The sequence below is a fragment of the Spirulina subsalsa FACHB-351 genome (assembly GCF_026130165.1).
Classification (GTDB): Bacteria; Cyanobacteriota; Cyanobacteriia; order Cyanobacteriales; family Spirulinaceae; genus Spirulina_A; species Spirulina_A subsalsa_A.
This window is the reverse complement of sequence record NZ_JAIHOM010000043.1, coordinates 18,258-39,807: the sequence shown is the minus strand read 5'-3', so window position 1 is coordinate 39,807 and position 21,550 is coordinate 18,258. Positions and strand designations below refer to the sequence as shown.

At 46.5% G+C, this 21,550-nt stretch carries 20 protein-coding genes, 1 tRNA gene and 1 pseudogene; 14 read left to right on the top strand and 8 right to left on the bottom strand.

Annotation, left to right across the window (positions count from 1 at the left end; all coding sequences use genetic code 11):
- Positions 1-181: 181 nt before the first annotated feature.
- From accA to K4A83_RS10610, 4 genes are all read right to left on the bottom strand, one after another.
- Entirely contained in the window at positions 182-1,153 is a 972-nt protein-coding gene (gene accA, locus K4A83_RS10625; RefSeq protein ID WP_265264507.1) for an acetyl-CoA carboxylase carboxyl transferase subunit alpha, read from the bottom strand.
- A 42-nt stretch (positions 1,154-1,195) separates the two neighbouring features.
- On the bottom strand, positions 1,196-2,218 hold the full coding sequence (locus tag K4A83_RS10620) for a long-chain acyl-[acyl-carrier-protein] reductase (protein ID WP_265264506.1): 1,023 nt from the start codon (positions 2,216-2,218) through the stop codon (positions 1,196-1,198).
- Positions 2,219-2,593: 375 nt separating this feature from the next.
- Entirely contained in the window at positions 2,594-3,289 is a 696-nt protein-coding gene (locus K4A83_RS10615) for an aldehyde oxygenase (deformylating) (protein ID WP_265264505.1), read from the bottom strand.
- A gap of 509 nt (positions 3,290-3,798) precedes the next feature.
- Entirely contained in the window at positions 3,799-5,055 is a 1,257-nt protein-coding gene (locus tag K4A83_RS10610) for a hypothetical protein (RefSeq protein ID WP_265264504.1), read from the bottom strand.
- Positions 5,056-5,280: 225 nt separating this feature from the next.
- Between K4A83_RS10610 and K4A83_RS10605 the strand changes: the two genes are divergently transcribed.
- The gene (locus tag K4A83_RS10605) at positions 5,281-6,387 is read left to right on the top strand and encodes a FecR domain-containing protein (RefSeq protein ID WP_265264503.1); all 1,107 of its coding nucleotides are present in this window, start codon (positions 5,281-5,283) and stop codon (positions 6,385-6,387) included.
- 197 nt (positions 6,388-6,584) lie between these two features.
- Here the strand turns inward: K4A83_RS10605 and K4A83_RS10600 are convergent, their stop codons facing one another.
- Positions 6,585-7,304 (bottom strand): DUF1919 domain-containing protein, encoded by a 720-nt coding sequence (locus K4A83_RS10600; protein WP_265264502.1) that lies wholly within the window; start codon positions 7,302-7,304, stop codon positions 6,585-6,587.
- Positions 7,305-7,454: 150 nt separating this feature from the next.
- Complete coding sequence (locus K4A83_RS10595; protein ID WP_265264501.1) at positions 7,455-8,600, bottom strand: CapA family protein; 1,146 nt, start codon at positions 8,598-8,600, stop codon at positions 7,455-7,457.
- Between the two features lie 51 nt (positions 8,601-8,651).
- Here K4A83_RS10595 and K4A83_RS10590 point away from each other — a divergent pair, with 51 nt between their 5' ends.
- The 5 genes and pseudogenes from K4A83_RS10590 to K4A83_RS10570 all read left to right on the top strand — a co-directional run bounded on the left by K4A83_RS10590 (position 8,652) and on the right by K4A83_RS10570 (position 12,463).
- A complete protein-coding gene (locus tag K4A83_RS10590) occupies positions 8,652-9,011 on the top strand; it encodes a hypothetical protein (RefSeq protein ID WP_265264500.1) in 360 nt (119 codons plus the stop codon).
- Positions 9,012-9,264: 253 nt separating this feature from the next.
- Positions 9,265-9,748 (top strand): annotated as a pseudogene (locus K4A83_RS10585) (RNA-guided endonuclease InsQ/TnpB family protein); the annotation flags it as partial.
- 136 nt (positions 9,749-9,884) lie between these two features.
- Positions 9,885-10,589 (top strand): MotA/TolQ/ExbB proton channel family protein, encoded by a 705-nt coding sequence (locus K4A83_RS10580; RefSeq protein WP_265264497.1) that lies wholly within the window; start codon positions 9,885-9,887, stop codon positions 10,587-10,589.
- A gap of 132 nt (positions 10,590-10,721) precedes the next feature.
- Positions 10,722-11,354 (top strand): ExbD/TolR family protein, encoded by a 633-nt coding sequence (locus K4A83_RS10575; protein ID WP_265264496.1) that lies wholly within the window; start codon positions 10,722-10,724, stop codon positions 11,352-11,354.
- Between the two features lie 77 nt (positions 11,355-11,431).
- The gene (locus tag K4A83_RS10570; RefSeq protein ID WP_265264494.1) at positions 11,432-12,463 is read left to right on the top strand and encodes a TIGR03032 family protein; all 1,032 of its coding nucleotides are present in this window, start codon (positions 11,432-11,434) and stop codon (positions 12,461-12,463) included.
- Positions 12,464-12,502: 39 nt separating this feature from the next.
- On the opposite strand, the gene argB is transcribed toward K4A83_RS10570, so the two are convergent.
- Complete coding sequence (gene argB, locus K4A83_RS10565) at positions 12,503-13,402, bottom strand: acetylglutamate kinase (RefSeq protein ID WP_265264493.1); 900 nt, start codon at positions 13,400-13,402, stop codon at positions 12,503-12,505.
- A gap of 215 nt (positions 13,403-13,617) precedes the next feature.
- Here argB and K4A83_RS10560 point away from each other — a divergent pair, with 215 nt between their 5' ends.
- Together K4A83_RS10560 and K4A83_RS10555 are read left to right on the top strand one after the other, a co-directional pair.
- Entirely contained in the window at positions 13,618-15,861 is a 2,244-nt protein-coding gene (locus K4A83_RS10560) for a GAF domain-containing protein (RefSeq protein ID WP_265264492.1), read from the top strand.
- A 62-nt stretch (positions 15,862-15,923) separates the two neighbouring features.
- Positions 15,924-16,835, top strand: coding sequence for an Rpn family recombination-promoting nuclease/putative transposase (locus K4A83_RS10555; RefSeq protein ID WP_265264491.1), 912 nt, complete (start codon positions 15,924-15,926; stop codon positions 16,833-16,835).
- A 44-nt stretch (positions 16,836-16,879) separates the two neighbouring features.
- On the opposite strand, the gene K4A83_RS10550 is transcribed toward K4A83_RS10555, so the two are convergent.
- Positions 16,880-16,966: transfer RNA gene (locus K4A83_RS10550), tRNA-Ser, on the bottom strand.
- A gap of 138 nt (positions 16,967-17,104) precedes the next feature.
- On the opposite strand from K4A83_RS10550, the gene K4A83_RS10545 reads away from it, so the two are divergent.
- From K4A83_RS10545 to K4A83_RS10520, 6 genes are all read left to right on the top strand, one after another.
- Positions 17,105-17,476 carry a 2Fe-2S iron-sulfur cluster-binding protein gene (locus tag K4A83_RS10545; protein WP_265264490.1) on the top strand — a complete coding sequence of 124 codons (372 nt, stop codon included), beginning with the start codon at positions 17,105-17,107 and terminating at the stop codon, positions 17,474-17,476.
- A gap of 6 nt (positions 17,477-17,482) precedes the next feature.
- The gene (locus K4A83_RS10540) at positions 17,483-18,043 is read left to right on the top strand and encodes a thermonuclease family protein (RefSeq protein ID WP_265264489.1); all 561 of its coding nucleotides are present in this window, start codon (positions 17,483-17,485) and stop codon (positions 18,041-18,043) included.
- 54 nt (positions 18,044-18,097) lie between these two features.
- Positions 18,098-18,952, top strand: a complete 855-nt coding sequence (locus tag K4A83_RS10535; protein ID WP_265264488.1) for an inositol monophosphatase family protein — start codon at positions 18,098-18,100, stop codon at positions 18,950-18,952.
- Positions 18,953-19,039: 87 nt separating this feature from the next.
- Positions 19,040-20,014: a J domain-containing protein gene (locus tag K4A83_RS10530; protein ID WP_265264487.1), complete on the top strand. Its 975-nt coding sequence runs from the start codon at positions 19,040-19,042 to the stop codon at positions 20,012-20,014.
- 24 nt (positions 20,015-20,038) lie between these two features.
- Complete coding sequence (locus tag K4A83_RS10525) at positions 20,039-21,271, top strand: ATP phosphoribosyltransferase regulatory subunit (protein WP_265264486.1); 1,233 nt, start codon at positions 20,039-20,041, stop codon at positions 21,269-21,271.
- Between the two features lie 3 nt (positions 21,272-21,274).
- Positions 21,275-21,502: an indolepyruvate ferredoxin oxidoreductase subunit alpha gene (locus K4A83_RS10520; RefSeq protein WP_265264485.1), complete on the top strand. Its 228-nt coding sequence runs from the start codon at positions 21,275-21,277 to the stop codon at positions 21,500-21,502.
- The last annotated feature ends 48 nt before the right edge of the window (positions 21,503-21,550 follow it).

Sequence of the window (21,550 nt, the reverse complement as noted above, 5' to 3'; positions counted from 1 at the left end):
TTTGTATTCGATTACAAACATTTGATACTGTTTTAGCTTGTATCAAAATAATAACACACAAACAAGAAATTGACAACCCATTCCATAAAAAGCCGCCCTCCGCTTCGCTAAAGGACGGGGCTTGTGCCCAAATTTTCGGTCAACCCCCCTTGACCCCTACTCATCGCCCCGAACATTCACATCACCCCAAAAACTTCCCCATCTGGCGGAACTTGAGATAACGCTGCTCTCGCCGTTGTTCAGGACTTAAACCAAATAACTCCTCTAAATTGCTAATCAAAGCATTTTTCAAAATCGCCGCCGCCCCGAGAGGATCCGCATGGGCGCCATTAGAAGGCTCCGGTAAAATTTGGTCTAAAATGCCTAATTCCTTGAGATCCCGCGCCGTAATTTTCAGCGCTGCGGCTGCTTGGGGTCCCTTGGCCGCATCCTTCCAGAGAATGGCCGCACAAGCTTCAGGAGTGGCGACAGTATAAACCGCGTGTTCAAACATCAAAATGCGATCGCCCACACCAATCCCTAACGCGCCACCAGATCCCCCTTCCCCAATCACCGTGCAGAGAATAGGAACATCAAACTTGAACATTTCTCGAAGATTGTAGGCGATCGCCTCCCCCTGTCCCAACTCCTCCGCTTCCACCCCAGCCCAAGCCCCCGGAGTATCAATAAAAGTGAGAATCGGCATCCGAAACTGATTGGCGTGTTCCATCAAGCGCAACGCCTTCCGATAGCCCCCCGGGGAAGCCATGCCAAAATTCCGCGCCACATTGTCCTTGGTGTCCCGTCCTTTTTGATGGCCCAACATCACCACCGGAATCCCATCCAAGCGCGCCACACCGCCCACCAAAGCCGGATCATCACTACCGCCGCGATCGCCATGTAACTCAAACCACTCCTCACTAATCGCCTGAATATAATCCAACGTAGAGGGGCGACGGGGATGGCGAGCCAGTTGTAGCCGTTGAGAAGGCGTTAAAGTGCTAAAAATCTCCGTCCTCAACTGATCCGCCTTTGCCTCCAGTTCCCGAATTTGTTCGCTCACATCCACATTATTTTCCTGAGCTAACTCCCGAATTTGATCAATGCGGGCTTCGAGTTCACAAAGAGGCTTTTCAAAATCCAGCAGAAAAGGTCGAGATTTAGTCGTAGACATAGCTAAGTAGGAGAAAGGGCAAAAACAAAATAAAGGCGAATCCTAGAAATGCAGGAGGGGCTTAAAGCCGTGTTTAACAGAAGCTGCGCCAATTTGCTCCATCTTTTGCACCGTGATTTGATTGCGCCCCCAGGAAAAATTCGTATGCCATTGTTCAAATTCCAATAACATCGCTTCGGCAAAACAGGCGAACAACTGACGATCCGGAACATCCATCTCCACAATTTCCATGATCTTCCACTCAATATCGAGGGCGTGTTCCACAATTCCACCTTTCAGCACATGAACACCGGGCTGTTGTAATTTACTATCGAGGTTTTTAGGATAGCCCCCATCAATCAACAAACAGGGGTTTTTCAAGGGAATGCTGCTAATATCCACCCCTCGCGGCATACTGGCCACCCAGACCACAATATCCGCCAGAGGTAAAGCCTCCTCCAAGCCCAAAATTTTCCCCCGTCCTAATTCCCCTTGCAAAGCCTGCAAACGCTCTTGATCCCGGGCAATGAGCAGTAAATCCTGAACATCAGTCTTTTGGTCCAGCCAACGACAGACAGCACTGCCAATGTCCCCCGTCGCCCCACAGACAGCCACCGTAGCCTGAGCTAGATCAATCCCCAACTGAGCGGACATCTGTTCCACTTGGCGACAAATAATGTAGGCGGTGTGGGTGTTTCCCGTCGTGAAACGCCTAAAATCCAATTCCACATCCCGCACCTGTTTATTTTCCTTCAGGTTGAAATTCTCAAACACAATGGAGGAAAATCCACCGAGAGCAGTAATATCAACGCCATTTTTCTGAGCCGTCGCCATAGCATTTAAAATTTTGCGGATAGCGGCTTTAATCCGGCGTTGAGAGAGCATTTCTGGCAGGAAACAGGACTCAATATATTTCCCCTGAATCACCTGTCCGGTGAGACTTTTCACCGTGATATCATCCACGATCTGCGGAGGGGCAGAACACCAAAAATCTAACCCTTGGTCGCCATACTCAGGATATCCGAGTTGATGGGCTACGGCCTGGGCGTGTTCAAGACTTGTCAAGTGACCAATAAGACCAAACATTAGGGAATTGCGTTAAACCTTAAATTAGGGGGGATAGTAGGATAGAAGGCTAAGAAAACGTTAAGACTGTTAATGATATTACCAAAGTCGGTGTCGGGTGTCAGCTAATCAAGAGACGGAAAACAGGGAGTCGGCAATAATTCTCTTCTGTCAGATCGGGTTCAAACCCTGATTCTCTCGTTCGCTGTGATGGCGAAGATTCGTTAAAATCTTCCAGAGTGACAGAAGAGGGATAATTAACAATTGATAATTATTAATTGTCAATTATCAATTCCCTTCCCACTTCTCCCTTCTCACTTCGCGGGGGAGTCGAGAGTTCACACCGCCCCCTTGGGAGCGGCGTTTTTCCAGGTCTATGGGCAAAATAGGCAAAGACTAGGCCGCCGTTAAACCATAGGCGGACATTTTCATGATTTCCCGGGTAGAGAAGCCAATATTAGCCAAAGCTTCCCCATAGCTAATCATAAAATCCTCAACGAGGGCTTCTTTTTCCATGCCCAGGACTTTGGCATCTTTTTCCACTTGGTTGAGCATTTTCCACACTAGGGGCAGATTTTCCCGATTGGCGGCTTCTAATTCAGCTTTAGACTCCTCAAAATGGGCTTTGAGCCACTCTTCCCCGAAATTTAGGTGTTTATATTCATCTTTGACCACACCCTCGGTAATTTTGCGGGCGAAGGGATCGGCGACGGGGATATAAATATTGTAAGCGGCGATCGCAAAAGCCTCGATAATCAACGACTGAATCAAGAAGCAAGTCACGATTTTCCCCTCTTCATAGGCCTGTTTAAAATTCCCATGCAGTTGGGCAAAATATTCCTGAGCAAATGCCATGTCAGGAGTGACGTTCAGATTGTTGCCACAAGCTTGAAATCCTTTTTTGTGACGATTCTCCATTTTCGCCAAGGTGGTTAATTCGTCCTTGTGTTCTGGAAGCATTTCGCCCATACTCAAGTAATTGCTATAGGCCTCCTGTTCTCCTTCAATCACAATGGCGTTGATTCGACTATAAGCGTCTTTGTAAATTTCGCTACTAAAATCTTGTTCTGGACGGACTGCAACTTCTGGCATAGGTTGGATGATCTCCTAATAATTTCAATGTCTCCGAGGTCAATATAGACGGCCTCGCGGTTGTTATTCGCCCCTGTGGGGTAAACTTCTCCCTAGGGGCATATTTTCAGGACAGGGTGCTTTTCTTTTGCTCTTCCCAAAAGGATTTCAATATCTATCCTACATTGACGCACTCTAAGACTCAAAAAGCTTCTCTGGTCTTAGATTCTCGAAGGACGTTAATCCTTACAGGCTACGTCAAACAAACCCTAGACACTCGCTCAAAAGAGAATTTGTGCTTAGTTTAGGGTAGCACCAAATCCTGACTAGATGTTTCTGGCAGTCAGGGGCGTGAGAATCCACAGTAAACAGTAAACAGTAAACAGTGAACCGTAAAATGTAGGCATTGAGTATTGATAATTGATAATAATCAATGCTCGATAATTAATCACTAATTGATAATTGTTCCCCATTCCCTGACCTTGATCCAGAGGACATTCATGCTTAACTTGTCACTAATGGATCATGGGTTAGGGAAGATTAAAGCCTAACCGTATTCCGAACACATAACCGTTAATATCAATGAGAGGATCGGAAGATCCCCCAAAGGAAGGCCCAGTAAAGATTTCTACTCGTCCATTTTTAGCAATGGAGTAGGTGAGACGAGCGAGCAACTGATGATAGGTGTCTTGGCGATCTTGTGCGGTGAAGGTGGAAAGGACAAATTGATAGTCGAGGGAGGTTTTCCACTGGGGGGCGAAGGCATAACCTAACGAGAGACGCAAGGCATTCACCACTTGAGAACGGTTGCTGGGATTGGCATTACTCCAGCGCAGTTGATAGGAACTGTCTAAGGTGAGGTTCCGGGCCAAGGGATCTTGACGACCCAGTTCTAAATAAAGAGCATGATCATTGAGAAAGCGATCGCCTCCTGAATTACTGTACAGTTGCTGGTTTAACCAACCTAACTCCCCATAGGTTCGCGGCCACAGTTGCTGACGCACCCCCACATTAAAGGTCAGTTGGTTGTAATCTATCTCAGAACGTTGGCTGTAACGGATTAAATTGCCCCCCGCAGAGGCAAAGACAGCCGTTTGGGGGGTGGAGTAAGGAACCGCCATTAAGGTCAGTCTGGCGTTAAATAACCCGTCTTGGACGGGATCCACCAAGGAGAAAATATTACTGTTGTTGATGTAGTCTACTCCCCCTAAAACAAAAAACTTGGGTTGAGAACCTCTGGGGGTGGGGCGTTCTATTTCTTGGAGTAAGAGCGTGCCAAGTTCCGGATCCGGGTCAGGTTGGGCAGGAGTTTGAGCAAGGGGAAAAACTTCGGGAACAATTTCAACCCCAGGAGCGTCTGGGGGAGTAACTTGCTTTTTTAGAGCAAAATAGGGTGAGATTACACTCTGGGCTAAAGAAGTGACAACAGCAGAATTCATCTGGTCTTGAGATTGCACTTCTTGCGGTTTTAATGTCTCGACTTCTCGGAAATGTTTTAGGACAAGGTTTTTATTTTTTTCTGGGCGAACAAATAAAGTTTGTTTGCCCAGATATTCTGTTTCTTCTCTCGGGCGAACTGCGATTAAATAACCTGTTGTTTCTAATATATCTGACACCGATAAACTTAAGGAAGAACTGGGGGAATACTCCTGATCTTGAGCCGTTTTCTCTAGATTTTCCGCTAAACTAATCCCTTGCGTAATTCCCACAAGCCCTAAACTTGCCTGAAGAATCGTGAACAATTTTAGATAGGTCTTAGCAGATTTACAGATAGCGATTGATTTCATGATTTTTAACCTCAATATACCCTGCGTATTTTTAACTAGATTTTAAAGATTTGATGAAATTTTACCGAACTTAAATAAACCATTTGATTTCATTCTTTTGTGTGCTAAAATGGCAAAAATGGGATGAATTGACATGGGGGAAAAATGCGTCATCTTTCAAGATTTTGCTTTTCAAGGTTTTGCTCAGTTCTGGCGGTTTCGGGGTTAACTGTTTCGGGGTTGACTTTGAGTTTAGCCCAACCCGGTCGAACTCAAACGGTTTTAACTCAAGCGGTGGTGGAATCAGTCAGTAATCAGGTGCGGGTGGTTTCACAAAGCCAATCGCCTCGGTCTGCTCGGGTTTCAGAGGTGATTCGTCCGGGAGATGCGATCGCCACAGCAGCCTCCTCCCGGGCAGATTTGCGCTTTAACGACCAGTCTTTAGCCAGACTCGGAGCGCAATCCATTTTCCGCTTTAATCCCGGAACACGCAATATCGATTTATCTCAAGGCACAGCCTTAGTCCTAATCCGTCCCGGTCAAGGAGGAACCACCATCCGCACACCCAACGGGGCCGCCGGAGTGAGAGGATCTGCCTTAGTCGTCCGCTACGATCCCGCCACAGATACCACTTTAGTGGCAGCACTGACCAATTCAGGTATTGTTGTTTTTAATCAAGATGGCTTAGAAACCCTACCCATTGCGGCCGGGGAAATGGCTGTATTCATTGAAAATCAACCCGCTAAGGTCTATAAATTTGATCTAGATACCTTTTATGCCACCAGTCCTTTAGTCGCTGGTTTAGATTTAAACAATCTCGAAGCCAGTGATAGTTCTGATGGATTAGACTCTGATGGATTAGACTCTGATGGATTAGACTCTGATGGATTAGACGAAGTGCGCGAAGAAACCACCGAAGCACTCGACAGTCAAACTCCAGTCGATGCCGACGATCCCGAAACGCTAGTTAATCCTGAGTTCATCAGTATGACTGAACTAGAGGACAACGCAGAATTAACCGATCTCGCAATCAGCGTAGTGGATGTAGACATTAACGACTTAGACGACGCTGATTTAGTAGAAACATTAGCCGACTCTCGCGAAGAGTTAGATGTCTGGTCTGTGGTAGTCGGCGGAGAAATGCGACAACAGCAGATTCTCATAGAAACCATGATGACAGGTGGCGTATTCCCCGGTGGTGGTGCCACAGGTGGCGTATTCCCCGGTGGCGGTGCTACAGGTGGCGTATTCCCCGGTGGTGGTGCTACAGGTGGCGTATTCCCCGGTGGCGGTGCTACAGGTGGTGTATTCCCCGGTGGTGGTGCGTTTCCCGGTGGAGGAGGCAATCCGTAATCAATCCAGAATTATCTGCAATGTCGGGTTAAAACTTCCATCCTAGGGCTTGCTGAATAAGTCCGAGAGTGCGGAGTAGGGAGTAGGGGGTCAGGAATAGGCACTTGTGCCGGTTTTAGATGATCTGTTCCCTGTTCCCTGTTCCCTATTCCTTGTTCCTTGACAAGAGGAGAAAAGACTTAACTTATCAAGATTGACTAATCTCCCTCCCCAATTTTCGGCTTCTGTAAAATTTGCCGTAGTATCCTTTCCACAAAATTAACACTTTGGGATAAATACCCTAATTGACCACTGCCTCCATTGAGCCAATCTGCTAGGTCAAAATATTGATCACAGACTCGATACAGTTTCACCCCATTATAAACCCCGGCTTGGTGTTGACATTCTTTAATCCAGACCGTTGATTGTAAATGGGGATAGGGACGAGCGGTAAAACAAACTTTAGGATAGGGAATTGTTAGCTGATCAAACTGTTCTATCTGTTGGGGATCAAAATATTGGGGATAAAGTTCAGCATAATCACAAAATTTGACAAAAAAATGGGGATCATGCCAATCAATTCGTTCTAAGCGTCTGTGCCATTTTGTTCGAGCTTCGTCAATGGTTGAATAATGAAGAAAATGGATTTCTACTGTTTTGTTTAAAACCCCAATTGGATATTTTTTCTTAATTTGATTAGAGATAATTGGGCGAGAGGGTTGGTCAACAAAGACTAAGGGAGATTGGAGATATTTCGGGATATTCTCTAATAACTTCAAGTAATCATCAGGCAGGATAAACAGCCCCACAAAGGGCGATTGATAGGGAAGATTTAAATCAGAATAGAGAGTTGCTCCCCAACAATTATTTGTGATAATCGTTAAGTTACGCAACTTAACCCGCCTTTGAAAAATTGATTTTCTGATCTGACTAAACATATAGCGTTTCCTAATTATTGATCAACTCTCAGAGAAGTTTCTCATAATACTTCAAGCTCCTTGTAACCCTTGTATACTGTTCCCTGTTCCCTTGTGAACTACAAAACTCAAATGGAAACGCTATGGAGGGATTAACCCTAGAAAATACGCTTAATCTTTCGGCAGCACAATTAACGCTCCTTCTGGGGTAATTTCCAGAGGAGTTTGAGGGAAGTCACTAGCATTTAAACGGCGAATGAGTTGGATGGTGCGTCCTTCGGGATCAGGATAGGGGATACCTTCTGGGGTTAAACGTAAGGGGATAATTTGACCCTCCAAAAACTGACCATCGGCCTCTAATTCTACGGCTAAAATCAGAGAGTATCCGTTAGCCCCTTGGGTGTTTAACGTGCGATAACCGACAAAATTTCCTAAAGAATAGGCAATTAAACGACCACGATAGAGTTCTATGGCTCGGGGAACATGGGGGCCATGTCCTAAAATTAAATCCGCTCCATGATCAATCATTGTGCGGGAAAATTGCACCATATTCCCGCGATTTTCACCTAAAAACATTTCCGTTTGATTGCGGGTGTGGATGGCGTTCATCCCTTCCGCTCCGGCATGAACAGAAATGATCACAAGATCGGCGTTTTGACTGGCTTGTTGGGCGAGTTTCCGAGCTTGTGCTAGGTCATGAATGGAGTTATGATGACCTAAATAACTAAAGCCAATCCATGCCACTGTAAGCCCATTGGCTTCGGTATAAACAATCTTATTTTTTTCGCCAACGGCTAACATTCCCTGATTTTGAATATGGCGGATTGTGTCCTGATAACCTTGCACGGAAAAATCATGGGAGTGATTATTGGCCACACTGAGAATGGTAAAGCCAGCGCGCTTTAAAACGGCGCTATGCTCTGGGGGACTACGAAAGGCATAGACTCGCCCAGCAGAGGGGCGTTTTGGGGTGTGGGGATAATTGGTTAAGGTACTCTCAAAGTTAGCAAAGACAAAATCGGCATCGGTTAATAACGATTGCACTCGTTGAAAGAGAGCATCGGGCTGGGGGGGGAGATGATTACTGGGGTAGTTGGTGCCTAAAATGGTGTCCCCGACGGCTTTAATAGTGACGGTAGAGAGTTCTGGGGCAATGAAAGGGGGGTGAGAGGGTTCTGGAATCTCCCACTCGGGTAGCAGATCGCTAAAGGTTTGGGCTGCTAGGGGGGGAGTCCATGCTAGGGTTCCGAGTATTCCTGTCAGTCCTAATATTGTGAGGGAAAGCCCTCTCGCTCGCCACAGTAAAAAACCAAACATAATCGCCTAAAACCTTTAATATTGTTTTAGTTTGTCATTGCTGGAAGTTACATGAATTCTAACAACCGTAGACTGTTGATCTTCGCGAGTATTATTTTAAGTTTGGTTTTGGTGGGGATTATCTGGGCGCTGACCTTGCCTGCGACTTCTGCCCAATATCCTCGGGTTAGTCCTCCTGTGCCGATTGTACAGGCAGAACGGAAGCCAGATAGCGATCGCCTACAAGCGGTGATTGACTGTCTACCACCTGAATTAAGTATCAATAACAAGGATACTCGCGATCGCGTTAACCGAGCGCTCAATGAAATGCAGAACGAACAATTAGAACGTATGTTCCAAGTCAAAGACAGTCCGAAACTCAACGAGGCGGAGGAGAACTTTCAGCGTTGTCTGAAGGAAAAGGCCTTTTAAAAAAGAGCTTTCCTAAGCTGTTTTGTTTGTGGCATTCGCTACCCACTAGCCATTATCTGCAATGTCGGGTGAAGACCCTCGGTTTTACCGACGGGATGAAACCTGACCAGTATAGAAACAGCGAAGCACGACTCTTTAGCTAAGGCTCAGGGATCACTCTTAGCATGACAATTTGTGCTGTATATGTTAGTATCCATCTAGTTGTTTGAGGTCGATAAACAAGGTGTGAAGGGCAAAAAAGGCTATCCTATCCAAAAAAGCTAGGAAGAGATATGCCTTAAAACATTTAAGAGTAAGTAGGCAACGTAAAGGCTTTGTCCAGAAAGAGGCATTGCACGTCATTAAATCTAACGATTTTATCGCCTACGAAGACTTAAATGTTAAAGGACTGGTAAAAAACTCGAAACTAGCTAAATCTATCAATGATGCGGCCTGGTCAACTTTTCGACTCAACTTTTCGACAATGGTTAGAATATTTTGGCTTTAAATATGGTAAGGCTACGGCAGCAGTACCGCCCCATAATACCAGTCAGAATTGTTCTAATTGTGGAGAAAAGATATTTAAATCTCTATGGACAAGAACCCATGTTTGTCCCCATTGTGGTTATGTAGAAGATAGAGATATTAACGCCGCTATCAATATTTTAAACAAGGGACTAAGTACCGCTGGGCAAACGGGAACTTACGCTTGGGGAGAGATTCCCTCTGGCTTGGTTGGATACGTCCTGCCAAGTTAAGGAAACTCGTTGAACCAAGAATCCCTCGCTTTTAGCTATGGGAGTGTCAATATAGACTACACAAAAGCCGTCCTAAAAGGACGGGGCTTTAAACCCAAATTTTCGGTAAGACATAGTTCACCTATAAGGATTAACCGTGACACCACAAGAACTAATTATCAAGGGTGGGATTGCCATTTGGCCGATTCTCTTCCTGTCTATACTAGCCTTGGGCGTAATTCTCGATCGCCTCTGGTTTTGGGCGAGAGTTCTTTTGCAAGAACGGCAAATTCTAAACACGATCATGGAATCCACTTTTCGCAACTGGGAAAGCGGCTCAGAAATTGCGAAGGACTACCGCCATCATCCGATTGGGCGGTTTCTCTTTGCCCCCCTCCAACTCCCCCAACCAGAACCCGATGTCTTCCACCTTGCCCTAGAATCGGCGGCTGATGATGAATTAGCCTTGATGCGACGGGGCGACAAAATCCTAGAGGCGGTGATTGCCCTTTCGCCCTTATTGGGACTGCTTGGCACGGTATTAGGGCTGATTAACTCCCTCGGTTCTATTAGTATCAGTGACTTGGGAACCGCTTCTACCGCAGGTGTTACCCTTGGGATTGGGGAATCTCTGATTTCAACGGCGGCGGGTTTGGTGGTGGCGATTGTGAGTTTGGCTTTTTACCGTCTGTTTCAGGCGTTTCTCTTTGGTCAGGTGCGCATTTTTCGCAAGGCAGGCAGTGATTTAGAACTGCTCTATCGCCAGCACTGGGTCGAAAAAGAAGACCTGAAGTTCACGATTAATCCCCCCACTTTGGTTAAAAGCCCCAAGAAAATTATTGATCCTCCAACAGAAAAGTAGCGGAGAGGATCTTGCGGTTTGAGGTTAACCAATGGGGGGAAAGGCTTAACTTGTCAAGATTAGACTTAACCTCACCCTATCATTAGGCTCGGATACTATCCCAGATCGTTCTTTTTTATTGTTAATTGCACTATGACTTCTATTCATCCCAAAGGAAAACCCCCTAAATCTCGTCCTCTGGCCTCTACGGTTCAACCGCTTAAGTTATGGGTGGATAGTCACCCCACCCAAGAGGTAAGGATTGAAATTATTCCCCTGATTGATGTTATTTTCTGTATCCTGACCTTTTTTATTTTGGCGGCTGTGGGTTTTTCTCGCCAGCAGGCGATTAGTTTGGACTTACCCCGCGCTGCGACGGGGGCGGCACAAATGCGGGAGATGCTGATTGTCAGTGTGGATGATTTTGGTCAGGTGTATGTGGAACAACAGCCTGTTTTGAATAAAAATCAACTGTCCCAAACAGTGGAGAATTATTTTCTCACTCGACCGGATGGGTTAATGGTTTTATATGCCTCGAAAAATAGCCGTTACGACGATGTGATCCAAGTTTTGGATATCTTACGCAGTGCGGGAGGCGATCGCGTGGCCTTGGCGACTTTACCCGAAGGCAGTGCCTCTCCTGATGTTGCCCCCATGCCTTCTGTCCCCGAAACCCCCTCTAGTCCCATCCCCACCATTCCCACCCCTGATCTCAATTCACCCACCAGTCCAGACCTTCCAGCTAGTCCTGATTTACCCGGTGGGGGGGAAGTAGAACAAAATTAGGGCAGGTAGGCCAAGACTGACCAGTTAAGCCCCTATTTCCCCCCTATTTTCCCCCTCTTGTTTCCTCATCCTGATTTGTGTCTAAACAGCCCAAAAATCCCCCTTTTGAATACATCTACTCGCCCAACTTTCCTGAGATTCTGGAAGGGTTAAATATTTCCTTGTTCATTTCGACCTATCAAGTGGGCAAGTTGATTATCGTGCGATCGCATAATGGCTATTTAAGTACCTTACTTCGCAATTTTAAACACCTCATGGGGCTAGCCCTCAGTCAGGATTGCTTGGCATTGGGGACAAAGCGAGAAATCTGGTTTCTCCCCAATGTTCCGGGGATTGCCCACAAAATTAACCCCCCGGAACAATATGATGGGTGTTTTGTGCCGCGTAAGTCCCACATTACAGGAGATATTCGGGTGCATGAGTTGGCATGGGTAGGGAAAGAATTATGGTTTGTGAATACTCGTTTTTCTTGCCTTTGTACCCTCGAAGATCACTATAATTTTATTCCTCGATGGCAGCCCCCTTTTATTACGGAATTAGTCCCGGAAGATCGCTGTCATTTAAACGGCTTGGCTGTGGTCAATCAAAAGCCGCAGTATGTGACATTTTTTCGGGTGAGTAATGTGGCGGGGGAATGGCGTAAGCATAGGAAGAATGGGGGCTGCGTGATGGATATTGATACCGGAGAGGTGCTGAATCAAAGCTTTTCTATGCCCCATTCTCCACGGGTTTATCAAAATCGTTTGTGGCTACTTAATTCGGGCTATGGCGAGTTAGTCATTATTGATGAAAAAAGCGGGGAAAAAATTTCGGTCGTTCAATTACCGGGATTTACAAGAGGGTTGACTTTTTACGGAAATTATGCTTTTGTGGGCTTGTCTCAAGTGCGGGAAAAAAAAACCTTTGGGGGATTACCCATTGAGCAGAAGAATCAACCGTTACAATGTGCGGTTTGGGTGGTGGATATTTTGACCGGGAAGGCGGTGGCTTATTTAAAGTTTGTGTCCGGTTGTACGGAGTTATTTGATGTGCAGATTTTGCCGAATATCACTTATCCGACGGTGGTCGGTTTTCAGAAGAATACGTTAAATAAGATTTTTATTTTTTGAGCAAAACCTGATAATTGATAATTGAGCCTTGATCACTGATTAAGATTTAGAGAATTCTGAGGCGACAATCATAGAACCGATACCTTGATTGGTAAAGACTTCTAAGAGAAGGGCGTGGGGAACTCTACCATCGAGGATGTGGGCAGCGTGAACACCTTGGGCAAGCGATCGCACACAACAATTCACTTTCGGGATCATCCCCCCAGCCACAATCCCCTCGTTAATCAATTCTCGGGCTTGTTGAATATCTAACTTGGCGATGAGGGTAGAAGGATCCTTATAATCCCGTAAAATGCCCGCCGTATCCGTCAGCAGAATCAATTTTTCTGCCCCCAAAGCAGCCGCAATTTCCCCCGCCACGGTATCGGCATTAATGTTATACGCTTGTCCATTTTGGTCTGCCGCAACGCTAGAAATAACTGGGACATAGCCCCCCTTGAGCAGCGTTTCAATCACCCGAGTATCCACACTACTCACCTCACCCACAAAACCAACATCGGCACTATTATCCACCGGACGGGCTGTGATTAAGTTCCCATCTTTCCCACATAAACCTACCGCAGCACCCCCGGCCTGATTAATTAGGGCGACAATTTCCTTATTCACCCGACCGACTAAAACCATTTCCACAACATCCATTGTGTCGGCATCAGTGACCCGCAAACCATCTTTAAATTGAGGTTCAATCTTTAATTTTCCCAGCCAACTGTTGATTTCTGGACCTCCTCCGTGAATGACAATGGGGCGAGCGCCAACACAAGAGAGAAACACAATATCCCGCATGACCTGATCTTTCAAGCTCGAATCCTTCATGGCCGCCCCCCCATACTTAATGACAATGGTGCGTCCGGCGAATTGTTGAATGTAGGGCAGGGCTTCACTTAAGACGCGGACGCGAGTATTGGCGGGATCTTGATTGAACAGGTTCTCACTACTCATGAATAGCTTGCCTCAATGAATAAACTGGGTTTATGTACCATCATTAAGGGACAAACCCCCCAAACCCGAGAACGTTCAGATAGATTTAACGAATGAGGGCTTGATTGTCTGTCTCCTGTTTTCCGAGGGTCATCTATTGTCCCTTGCTCATGGGATCTCGTACCCTATAAGCAGAGGTCAACGTTATCCCAGCCCTTCCTCAAGGGAATCTCACTATGAACCCAAATCCATCCCCATCTACATCTAAATCTAGTCAATCGACTCTCGGGACTGCTGCGGCCATTTCCTCCCTAGGCAAAGCCCAAAACTATAAGAAACTCTTGGCTTTGGTATTGGATTGGACGGATAAGGAACCGTTTCTGACTCAGATCCTGTTTAAGCTGATGATGGAGGAGAAGACCACACCCAAAGCGGGACAGGAGGAGGTGTGGATGGAAAACTTAGTGCGATCGCGAGTCCTCCACAACTGGGAACAAAACCCCCGTCTCAAACCCCTCTGGTCCATTCGCGATCGCCTGCTCAAAAGCAAGGACAAAAAGCGCAGTCTCCAACTCCTGAAATTTTATAAACAAGTCTTTCAAGAAGAGGGCGTTTTCGCCAATACCGGGTCAGAACAAAAAGAACTCCGCTTATTAGGTTTAATTGCTAAACAACAAGGCAAGCTGAAAGTCCATAATAAAATCTATGAAATAATTTTCAGTGAAGAATGGGTCGATCAAGCCATTGAAATCCTCGAAAATGACCTAGAACCCAACGAAGAAGACTATTTACGCATTTTTACACAACTGGAACGAAAATTATTCGGTTCTCAAGTCGATATTATCCGCCAAATTGAACAGGGCAATGATCATCAAGAAGTCACCCAACCCCTCTATGAAGTCCTGCGAGATGTGACCGCCAATGTGGGCGAATTAGTGGGATCTGACCGTACCAGTATCTTTTTACTGAATGAAGAAAAAACCGAATTGTGGTCCTTAGTCGCCGAAGATGAAAGCGGGCATTTTTTAGATATTCATGTGCGGATGGGGGAAGGAATTACCGGATTAGTCGCGAAAAATAAACAGGTGATTCACATTCCCGATCATGTTTATGAAGATCCGCGCTCCCAATTAGTGAAAGAATTTGATAAAAAATATAATTACCATACCCAAAACATCCTAGCCTTTCCCATTTTAAATGATGAACAAGAGGTAATTGCCGTTGTTCAACTGTTAAATAAACTCAAAAAGCGGCAACAAGATATTGAAGGCTTTACCCATCTAGATTTAGAACGTCTCGCTAAATGTGTTCTGCCCATTCGTCGCATTCTAGAAACTTGTCAATCCTGTTATGAATCCATTAAGAAAGCCCAAGCTACAGCCGCTTTAAGACAAGCGACACGCTCTTTAGATCAGGTCAACTTAGACACCCAAATGATCTTAGAACGGGTGATGAATGCAGCGAAAAAACTACTCAATGCTGATCGGAGTACCCTGTGGTTAGTGGATGAACAGGAAGGGGATTTATGGACAGAAATTCCCGGAGATGGCAAGATTAGATGTCCCATCGGCACGGGATTTGTAGGACAAGTGGCACAAAGTCGTCAAGCCATGATTATCCCCTATGATTTATATGATGATCCCAATGCGGAAAATGCTAAAAAAACGGATGAACATACTCATTATCGGACTTGTAGTTTACTCTGTATGCCTGTGTTAAGTCCCAGTGGCAAGTTATTAGGTGTGACCCAGTTGGTGAATAAACGGAAGGCCGGGGCGACGGGAGAATATGATAAGTCCCTGTTTCCGGCTGTTCCTGATTTTTTTAAGGCGAGTTTTGATAAAAATGACCGCCATTCAATGCAAATTTTTAATGAGAGGGTAGGGGCAATTCTTCAGTTTGCTAAAACCCATGAGAAGTTAAAAGAATCGGCGAAGCTTGAACCTCAAACGGCAGTTTTACAAACCTTAAATCTGTTTTCTACTGCCTTAGATAATGAAGTAGAACAACGTTATGATACAGTTTACACTTTAATTAAGCAATTATCCCGCTCTCTGAAACGGCAACTTAAGGCGGAATTTTGCCACATTTTTATGCTGAGTTTAGATCAACAGGAGTTATGGTTATTTTATCGGGAAGCGCAGACAGAATTAGTCAAAACCGTTACATTAACGGCTCAACAAGGAATTGCGTCTAAGGTGTTGACCGCGAAGGAAGCAAAGAAAAGTAATAAAGCAGGACAAATTAGAGATCAATTAGTGCGAGCGGGATTGAGTTCTAAACAGGTGGGACAGTTAAAGAGTGTGTTATTATTCCCTCTTTTGGATAGTTCAGGAAATGCTGTGGCTTTAATTCGTCTGTTGAATAAAATAGATTATCCCGATGGGTTTACGGCAGAAGATGTTGATTTTCTCAAAGAAAAATCACAGGATGTTTTACCCATTCTCCAAGGGTTTCAGTCTTTTTATTCCAGTTTATAGAGATCAGTTTTGAATGCCTCACCATGGGTTCACTTCCCTCTCTAGAGAGCTAAAGGAGAAAAATGTCAGAACGACTAGACCACGACCGTTTATTTAAGGAGCTATTATCGACCTTCTTTGTCGAGTTTATTGACCTGTTTTTTCCAGAAGTGACAGCCTACTGGGAGCCTGATTCGGTAACGCTTTTGAACACGGAAGTGTTTACCGATGTGACGGCAGGCGATCGCTACACTACCGATCTACTGATTCAAGTCAAATTCCAAGGACAATCAGCCTATTTCCTAATTCATGTCGAACATCAATCGACTCCTGATCCCCAGTTTGGCAAGCGAATGTTTCGCTACTTCTCCCGTCTGTATGAAAAATTCGACTTGCCTGTTTATCCCATTGTGATTTTGTCCTATGATCAACCGAAAAAACAGGCAACAGGTGAACATTGTCTAGAATTTCCCGATTTTCAGGTGTTGCAGTTCAATTATCGGGTAATCCAACTGAATCGCTTAAACTGGCGAGATTATCTGAGTCAACCTAACCCTATCGCCAGTGCTTTGATGGCTAAAATGGATATTAGCCCGGAAGATCGACCAAAAGTCAAAGCTCAGTGTTTACGTCTTTTGGTCACGTTGCGGTTAGATCCGGCACGGACTCAGTTAATTTCCGGCTTTATTGATAGTTATTTGAGGCTGAATGAAACAGAGCAAACTTTGTTTGATCAAGAATTAGGGACACTTGAACCACAAGAACAGGAGGGCGTTATGGAAATTGTGACCAGTTGGATGGAACAAGGTATTGAACAAGGTATTGAACAAGGTATTGAACAAGGTATTGAACAAGGTATTGAACAAGCTCAACGAGAGGCGATCGCACGAATGGTTGAGCGCCGTTTTTCCGTAGCAGATATTGCCGATATTGTCAACCTGCCCCGAGAGAAAGTCGAAGCCATTATTAAAAATCTGGGGCAAGGAAAACCCTAGAGATCCTTCCAGTGAGGGACTTTAAGTGAGAGATTCTCTTAGAACGGAGAGGGAGGGATTCGAACCCTCGAATGAGTTACCCCATTACAGCATTTCCAGTGCTGCGCCTTCGACCACTCGGCCACCTCTCCAAAGGTGTCGCGATTTACAATCATAGCGGGTCAGTAAGTAAAAAAGCAACCCCTAACGCCAAAAAATTCAAATAGTCCCATCCTTTAGCGTCTGGTTCACGGTAGGCTAGAAAGAGTAATGCGTTAGGTCTGTGAGTCATGACCCAGTTTCATACCGTAGTAATCCGCGATCGCCAACAAAATAAAGAATATCTCCTGCGCGTCCCCGATGACGAATACATCCTACAAAGTGCCGAAGATCAAAACATCACCCTCCCCTTCTCCTGTCGGAACGGAGCCTGTACCACCTGTGCCGTGAGAATCTGCTCCGGAGAAATCCATCAACCCGAAGCCATGGGACTTTCTCCAGAATTGCGCGATCGCGGTTATGCCCTCCTCTGTGTCAGCTATGCCCGCTCCGACCTCGAAGTAGAAACCCAAGACGAAGATGAAGTCTACGAACTCCAATTTGGGCGCTACTTCGGCAAAAAAAATAAAGTCCGCATTGGATTGCCCCTCGACGACGATTAACCCCCCATGTTCCGTCTACCCCCCCTCCCTCGTTGGTGCCTCATCCTCCTGAGTTTCAGCCTCCTGACCCTGTTACTCAGTTGCCAAACCCCACCCCCCAGCCAACGCATCCCCGCCCAAATCCAGCGCGTCGTCAGTGGACAAACCCTCGAAGTCCTCCTACAAGAGCAAAACACCGCCCAGCAAATCCGCATCCGCCTGATTGGCTTAAGTACCCCCGACCTCAGCCAAGAACCTTGGGGACCCCAAGCCCAAACCACCCTAGCCGCCTGGCTCCAAGACAGCCCCACCATTGACCTCGAATGGGATCGTCAACCCCAAGACCCCTTTGGGCGTTACTTGGCCTATGTGTGGAAGGATGGGATATTAATAAATGAACAACTCCTCACCCAAGGATACGCCCTGCTAGATACCCATGCCCCCAACACCAAATATCAACAACGCCTAGAACAAGCCCAACGCTACGCCCGACTGATGGGCAACGGGATCTGGAACCCTCAAAACCCCCTCCGAGTCACCCCCCAAGAAGCCCGACAACAAAATAAAACCCCCCATCGGGATCCCTAATCGTCCAAATTGGGCAACCTAACCTTACCCCCTTGTCTTGTTGCTAACTCCCCTATGAATCCCTCCCCTAGAGAACTCAAACACCTACTAAACATTGCTAGCGAGGCCGCCCTGAGCGCTGGAGTCATCCTCCAAGATCACTGGGGCAACATTCAAGTCATCGAAGAAAAAGGACGGGCTGGGGATTTAGTCACCGAAGTGGACAAAAAATCCGAAGCCATCATTCTCGCCATCCTGAACGAACAAGTCCCGGATCACGGCATTCTCGCCGAAGAATCCGGCATTCTAGGCAACGCAGACAGTCCTTATCTCTGGGCCATTGACCCCCTTGATGGCACCACCAACTACGCTCACAGTTATCCCCTCTCCTCCGTTTCCGTGGGCTTGCTGTTGAACGGAGTCCCCATCCTCGGCGCCATCTATGATCCTTACAGTAACCTCCTATATCGCGCCGCCAAAGGGCTGGGAGCCACCTGTAATCATCGCCCCATTCAAGTCTCCCCAACCCCCAGCCTCAACCAAAGTTTATTAGTCACCGGGTTTGCTTATGATCGTCGGGAAACCACCGATCAAAACTACGCCGAATTTTGTTATCTCACCCACATCACCCAAGGGGTGAGACGGGGCGGTTCCGCCTCCCTCGATTTAGCTCATCTAGCATCCGGGCGACTCGATGGCTATTGGGAACGCGGCCTCAAACCTTGGGATCTGGCCGCTGGCGTGGTATTAGTGCAAGAAGCCGGGGGAACAGTCACCGCCTATGATCAAAGCCCCCTAGACATCAATTCTGGGCGCATCCTGGCCACCAACGGGCAGATTCATCAAGCCCTCAGTCAAGCCCTCTTAAATACTCCCCCCATCAGTACCTGGGCCAACTTAGAACAAATGCAACAGATTACCAGTCCCTAAAACCCTAGAAAAACGCTCCCCCGCGTTAACAAAATCCCCAGAATTTGAGACATACTATAAGAAATCCAGTCCTCACCCGCAAAAACTATGCCGTTTAATATTCAACGTGGACTCTTCAAGTTAGATATTACTGACCACTACGCTATTCTTGGTTTGCCCGTTACCGTGGAGAGTAAAGCCATCCGCAAACGTTACCTGAAAATTGCCCAGAGTCTTCATCCTGACACCTCCAAAGTGGCCAATGATCAGGAACGTCAACTTGCCAGTGAAATCCTGTCTAAATGGGTGAATCCGGCCTATGAAATGTTGAAAGGGAAAGGACGCAATGAGTATCAGTTAGTGTTATCCCAAACCGGAAAACGGTTAGCCAGTGAAGGGGGGAAAATTAACGTAGACAGTGAAGTAGCCCAGAAACTTTTACAAGCCAGTAGTAATATTGATGCGGCTTATCAAACAATTGTTCAGGCCTTAGCTGCGAAACAATATGATGAAGTGGGCAAAATTGCTGAGATTGTGGGGCAATTGAGCGAAGTTAATTTAGTGTATCTCCTGCGGAAACAGGGCCAAGGAGTCCGAGAAGCTTCGGCCTCGGCTCCGAGTGGTGGTTCCACACCTACGACTGGGGGAAAACCAGCCCCGGCCGCTACCCGCAGCGCCCCACCCCCAGCCCCCGACCGCAAAACCTCTCCCGTGGATGGTTGTGTCCGTCGCGCTCAGGAATATATTGCCAAAAACAATTATTCTAAAGCGATTTTGGAACTGCGGGATGGTTTGAAATTAGATCCGAATAGTAGTAGTTGTCATGGTTTAATGGGTTGGGCTTATTTGAAACAAAATCAAGTGAGTATGGCGAAAGTTCATATCGCCAAGGCCCTACAATCCAATCCGAATGATCCCATTGCCCAAAAAGGTCAAAAAGCACTGGCTCAACTGGGACAGAAAATTACTCCTGCTCAGTCATCATCGAGTTCGAGTTCATCCAGTAGTGACAGTAAAGGCAATAAGCCCAAATCTGGAGGCGGTGGAATGTTTGGTGGGTTGTTTGGCGGTAAGAAAAAATAACGCTTAAAGCACTAGAGAAATTTTATGAGGATTCATCAACCTCCGGCGGGAACCCGGGATTTATTGCCCTTGGAAGTGGCTCAAAAACGTTGGATTGCCGATCGGATTCAGGGGGTTTTTCACCAGTGGGGCTATCAACGGATTATTACCTCGACTTTAGAGTGGGTAGAGGCTTTGACGGCTGGGGGGGCTATTCACCCCTCGACGGTGATTCAGGTGGAAAATACCTCTGGGGGACGCTTGGGGCTTCGTCCGGAGTTGACGGCTTCTATTGCCCGGGCGGCTGCCACACGGATGGCGGGAGATGTGTTTCCCCAACGGTTGTATTACAACGCTAATGTATTCCGCCGCACGCCGGGGGGGAATCACGGGCGACAGGTGGAGTTTTTCCAGACGGGGGTGGAGTTACTGCGGGCGGGGGGAACTCGGGCCGATCGTGAAATTTTGCTCTTGTTGGCGGACTGTTTGGGGAGTTTGGGGCTGGAGGGCTGTTCTGTGATTTTAGGGGAGGCGAGTTTAACGCGATCGCTCCTCAATCTCTTTCCCCCCTCAGATCAAGGCCAGGTGCGGGCTTGCATTGCCCATCTGGATCGTGTTGGTCTGACTCGTTTAGGTTTATCCACGGAGTTAGAACAACTGGCGTTATTATTATTTGACCTGCGGGGCGAGCCTCGGACTGTCTTGCAAAAAGTAAGCCATTTAAACCTTGATCAACAAGGTCAACAAGTTGTTCATAACTTGAAAAATCTCATTGAGCGAGTAGAAGAAAGTGCCAGCACCCGCCTTTCCCTCATTTTAGATTTAAGCTTAATCCAGACGATTGATTACTACACAGGTGTTGTCTTTGAAGTGGTTTGTGTTCAAAATCAACAGTCTCGGGTTTTGGGTAAAGGGGGACGGTATGACCAACTTTTAGGGCTATACCATCCCCAAGGAGAAAGCGCTCCGGGCATCGGTTTTGCCCTTAATTTAGAGGAGGTTTATAGTTGTTTATTGGATTCTGAACAACTGCCCCGCAGCGCCCCTAAAACCGACTGGCTCGTGATTCCCCGTGATGACCAAGCGGAAAAAGCCGCCTTTGACTATGCTCAAACTTTGCGTCACTCGGAACATTTAGTGCGGGTTGAATTGGAGTTGGGAGGACGTTCGCCCGATGAAATTCGTCAATATGCCAGACTGTGTAATATTAACCGTTTAGCTTGGATTCAAGCGGACGGTAAACCTGAAATTGAAGTGTTAGAAAATGCTGAATACTGAATTATGCCTCATACCATTGTTACTGAAGTTTGCGAAGGAATTGCTGATTGTGTAAGTGCTTGCCCCGTGGCCTGTATTCATCCGGGGCCGGGTAAGAACATGAAAGGAACGGATTGGTATTGGATTGATTTTGAGACTTGTATTGATTGTGGGATTTGTTTACAAGTTTGTCCCGTTGAGGGGGCAATTCTACCCGAGGAACGCCCAGAATTACAGAAAATCAAGGCTTAAGTTCGCTTTTGCCATCAAGACCCCCCATCTGCTTAGGAGGTGGGGGGT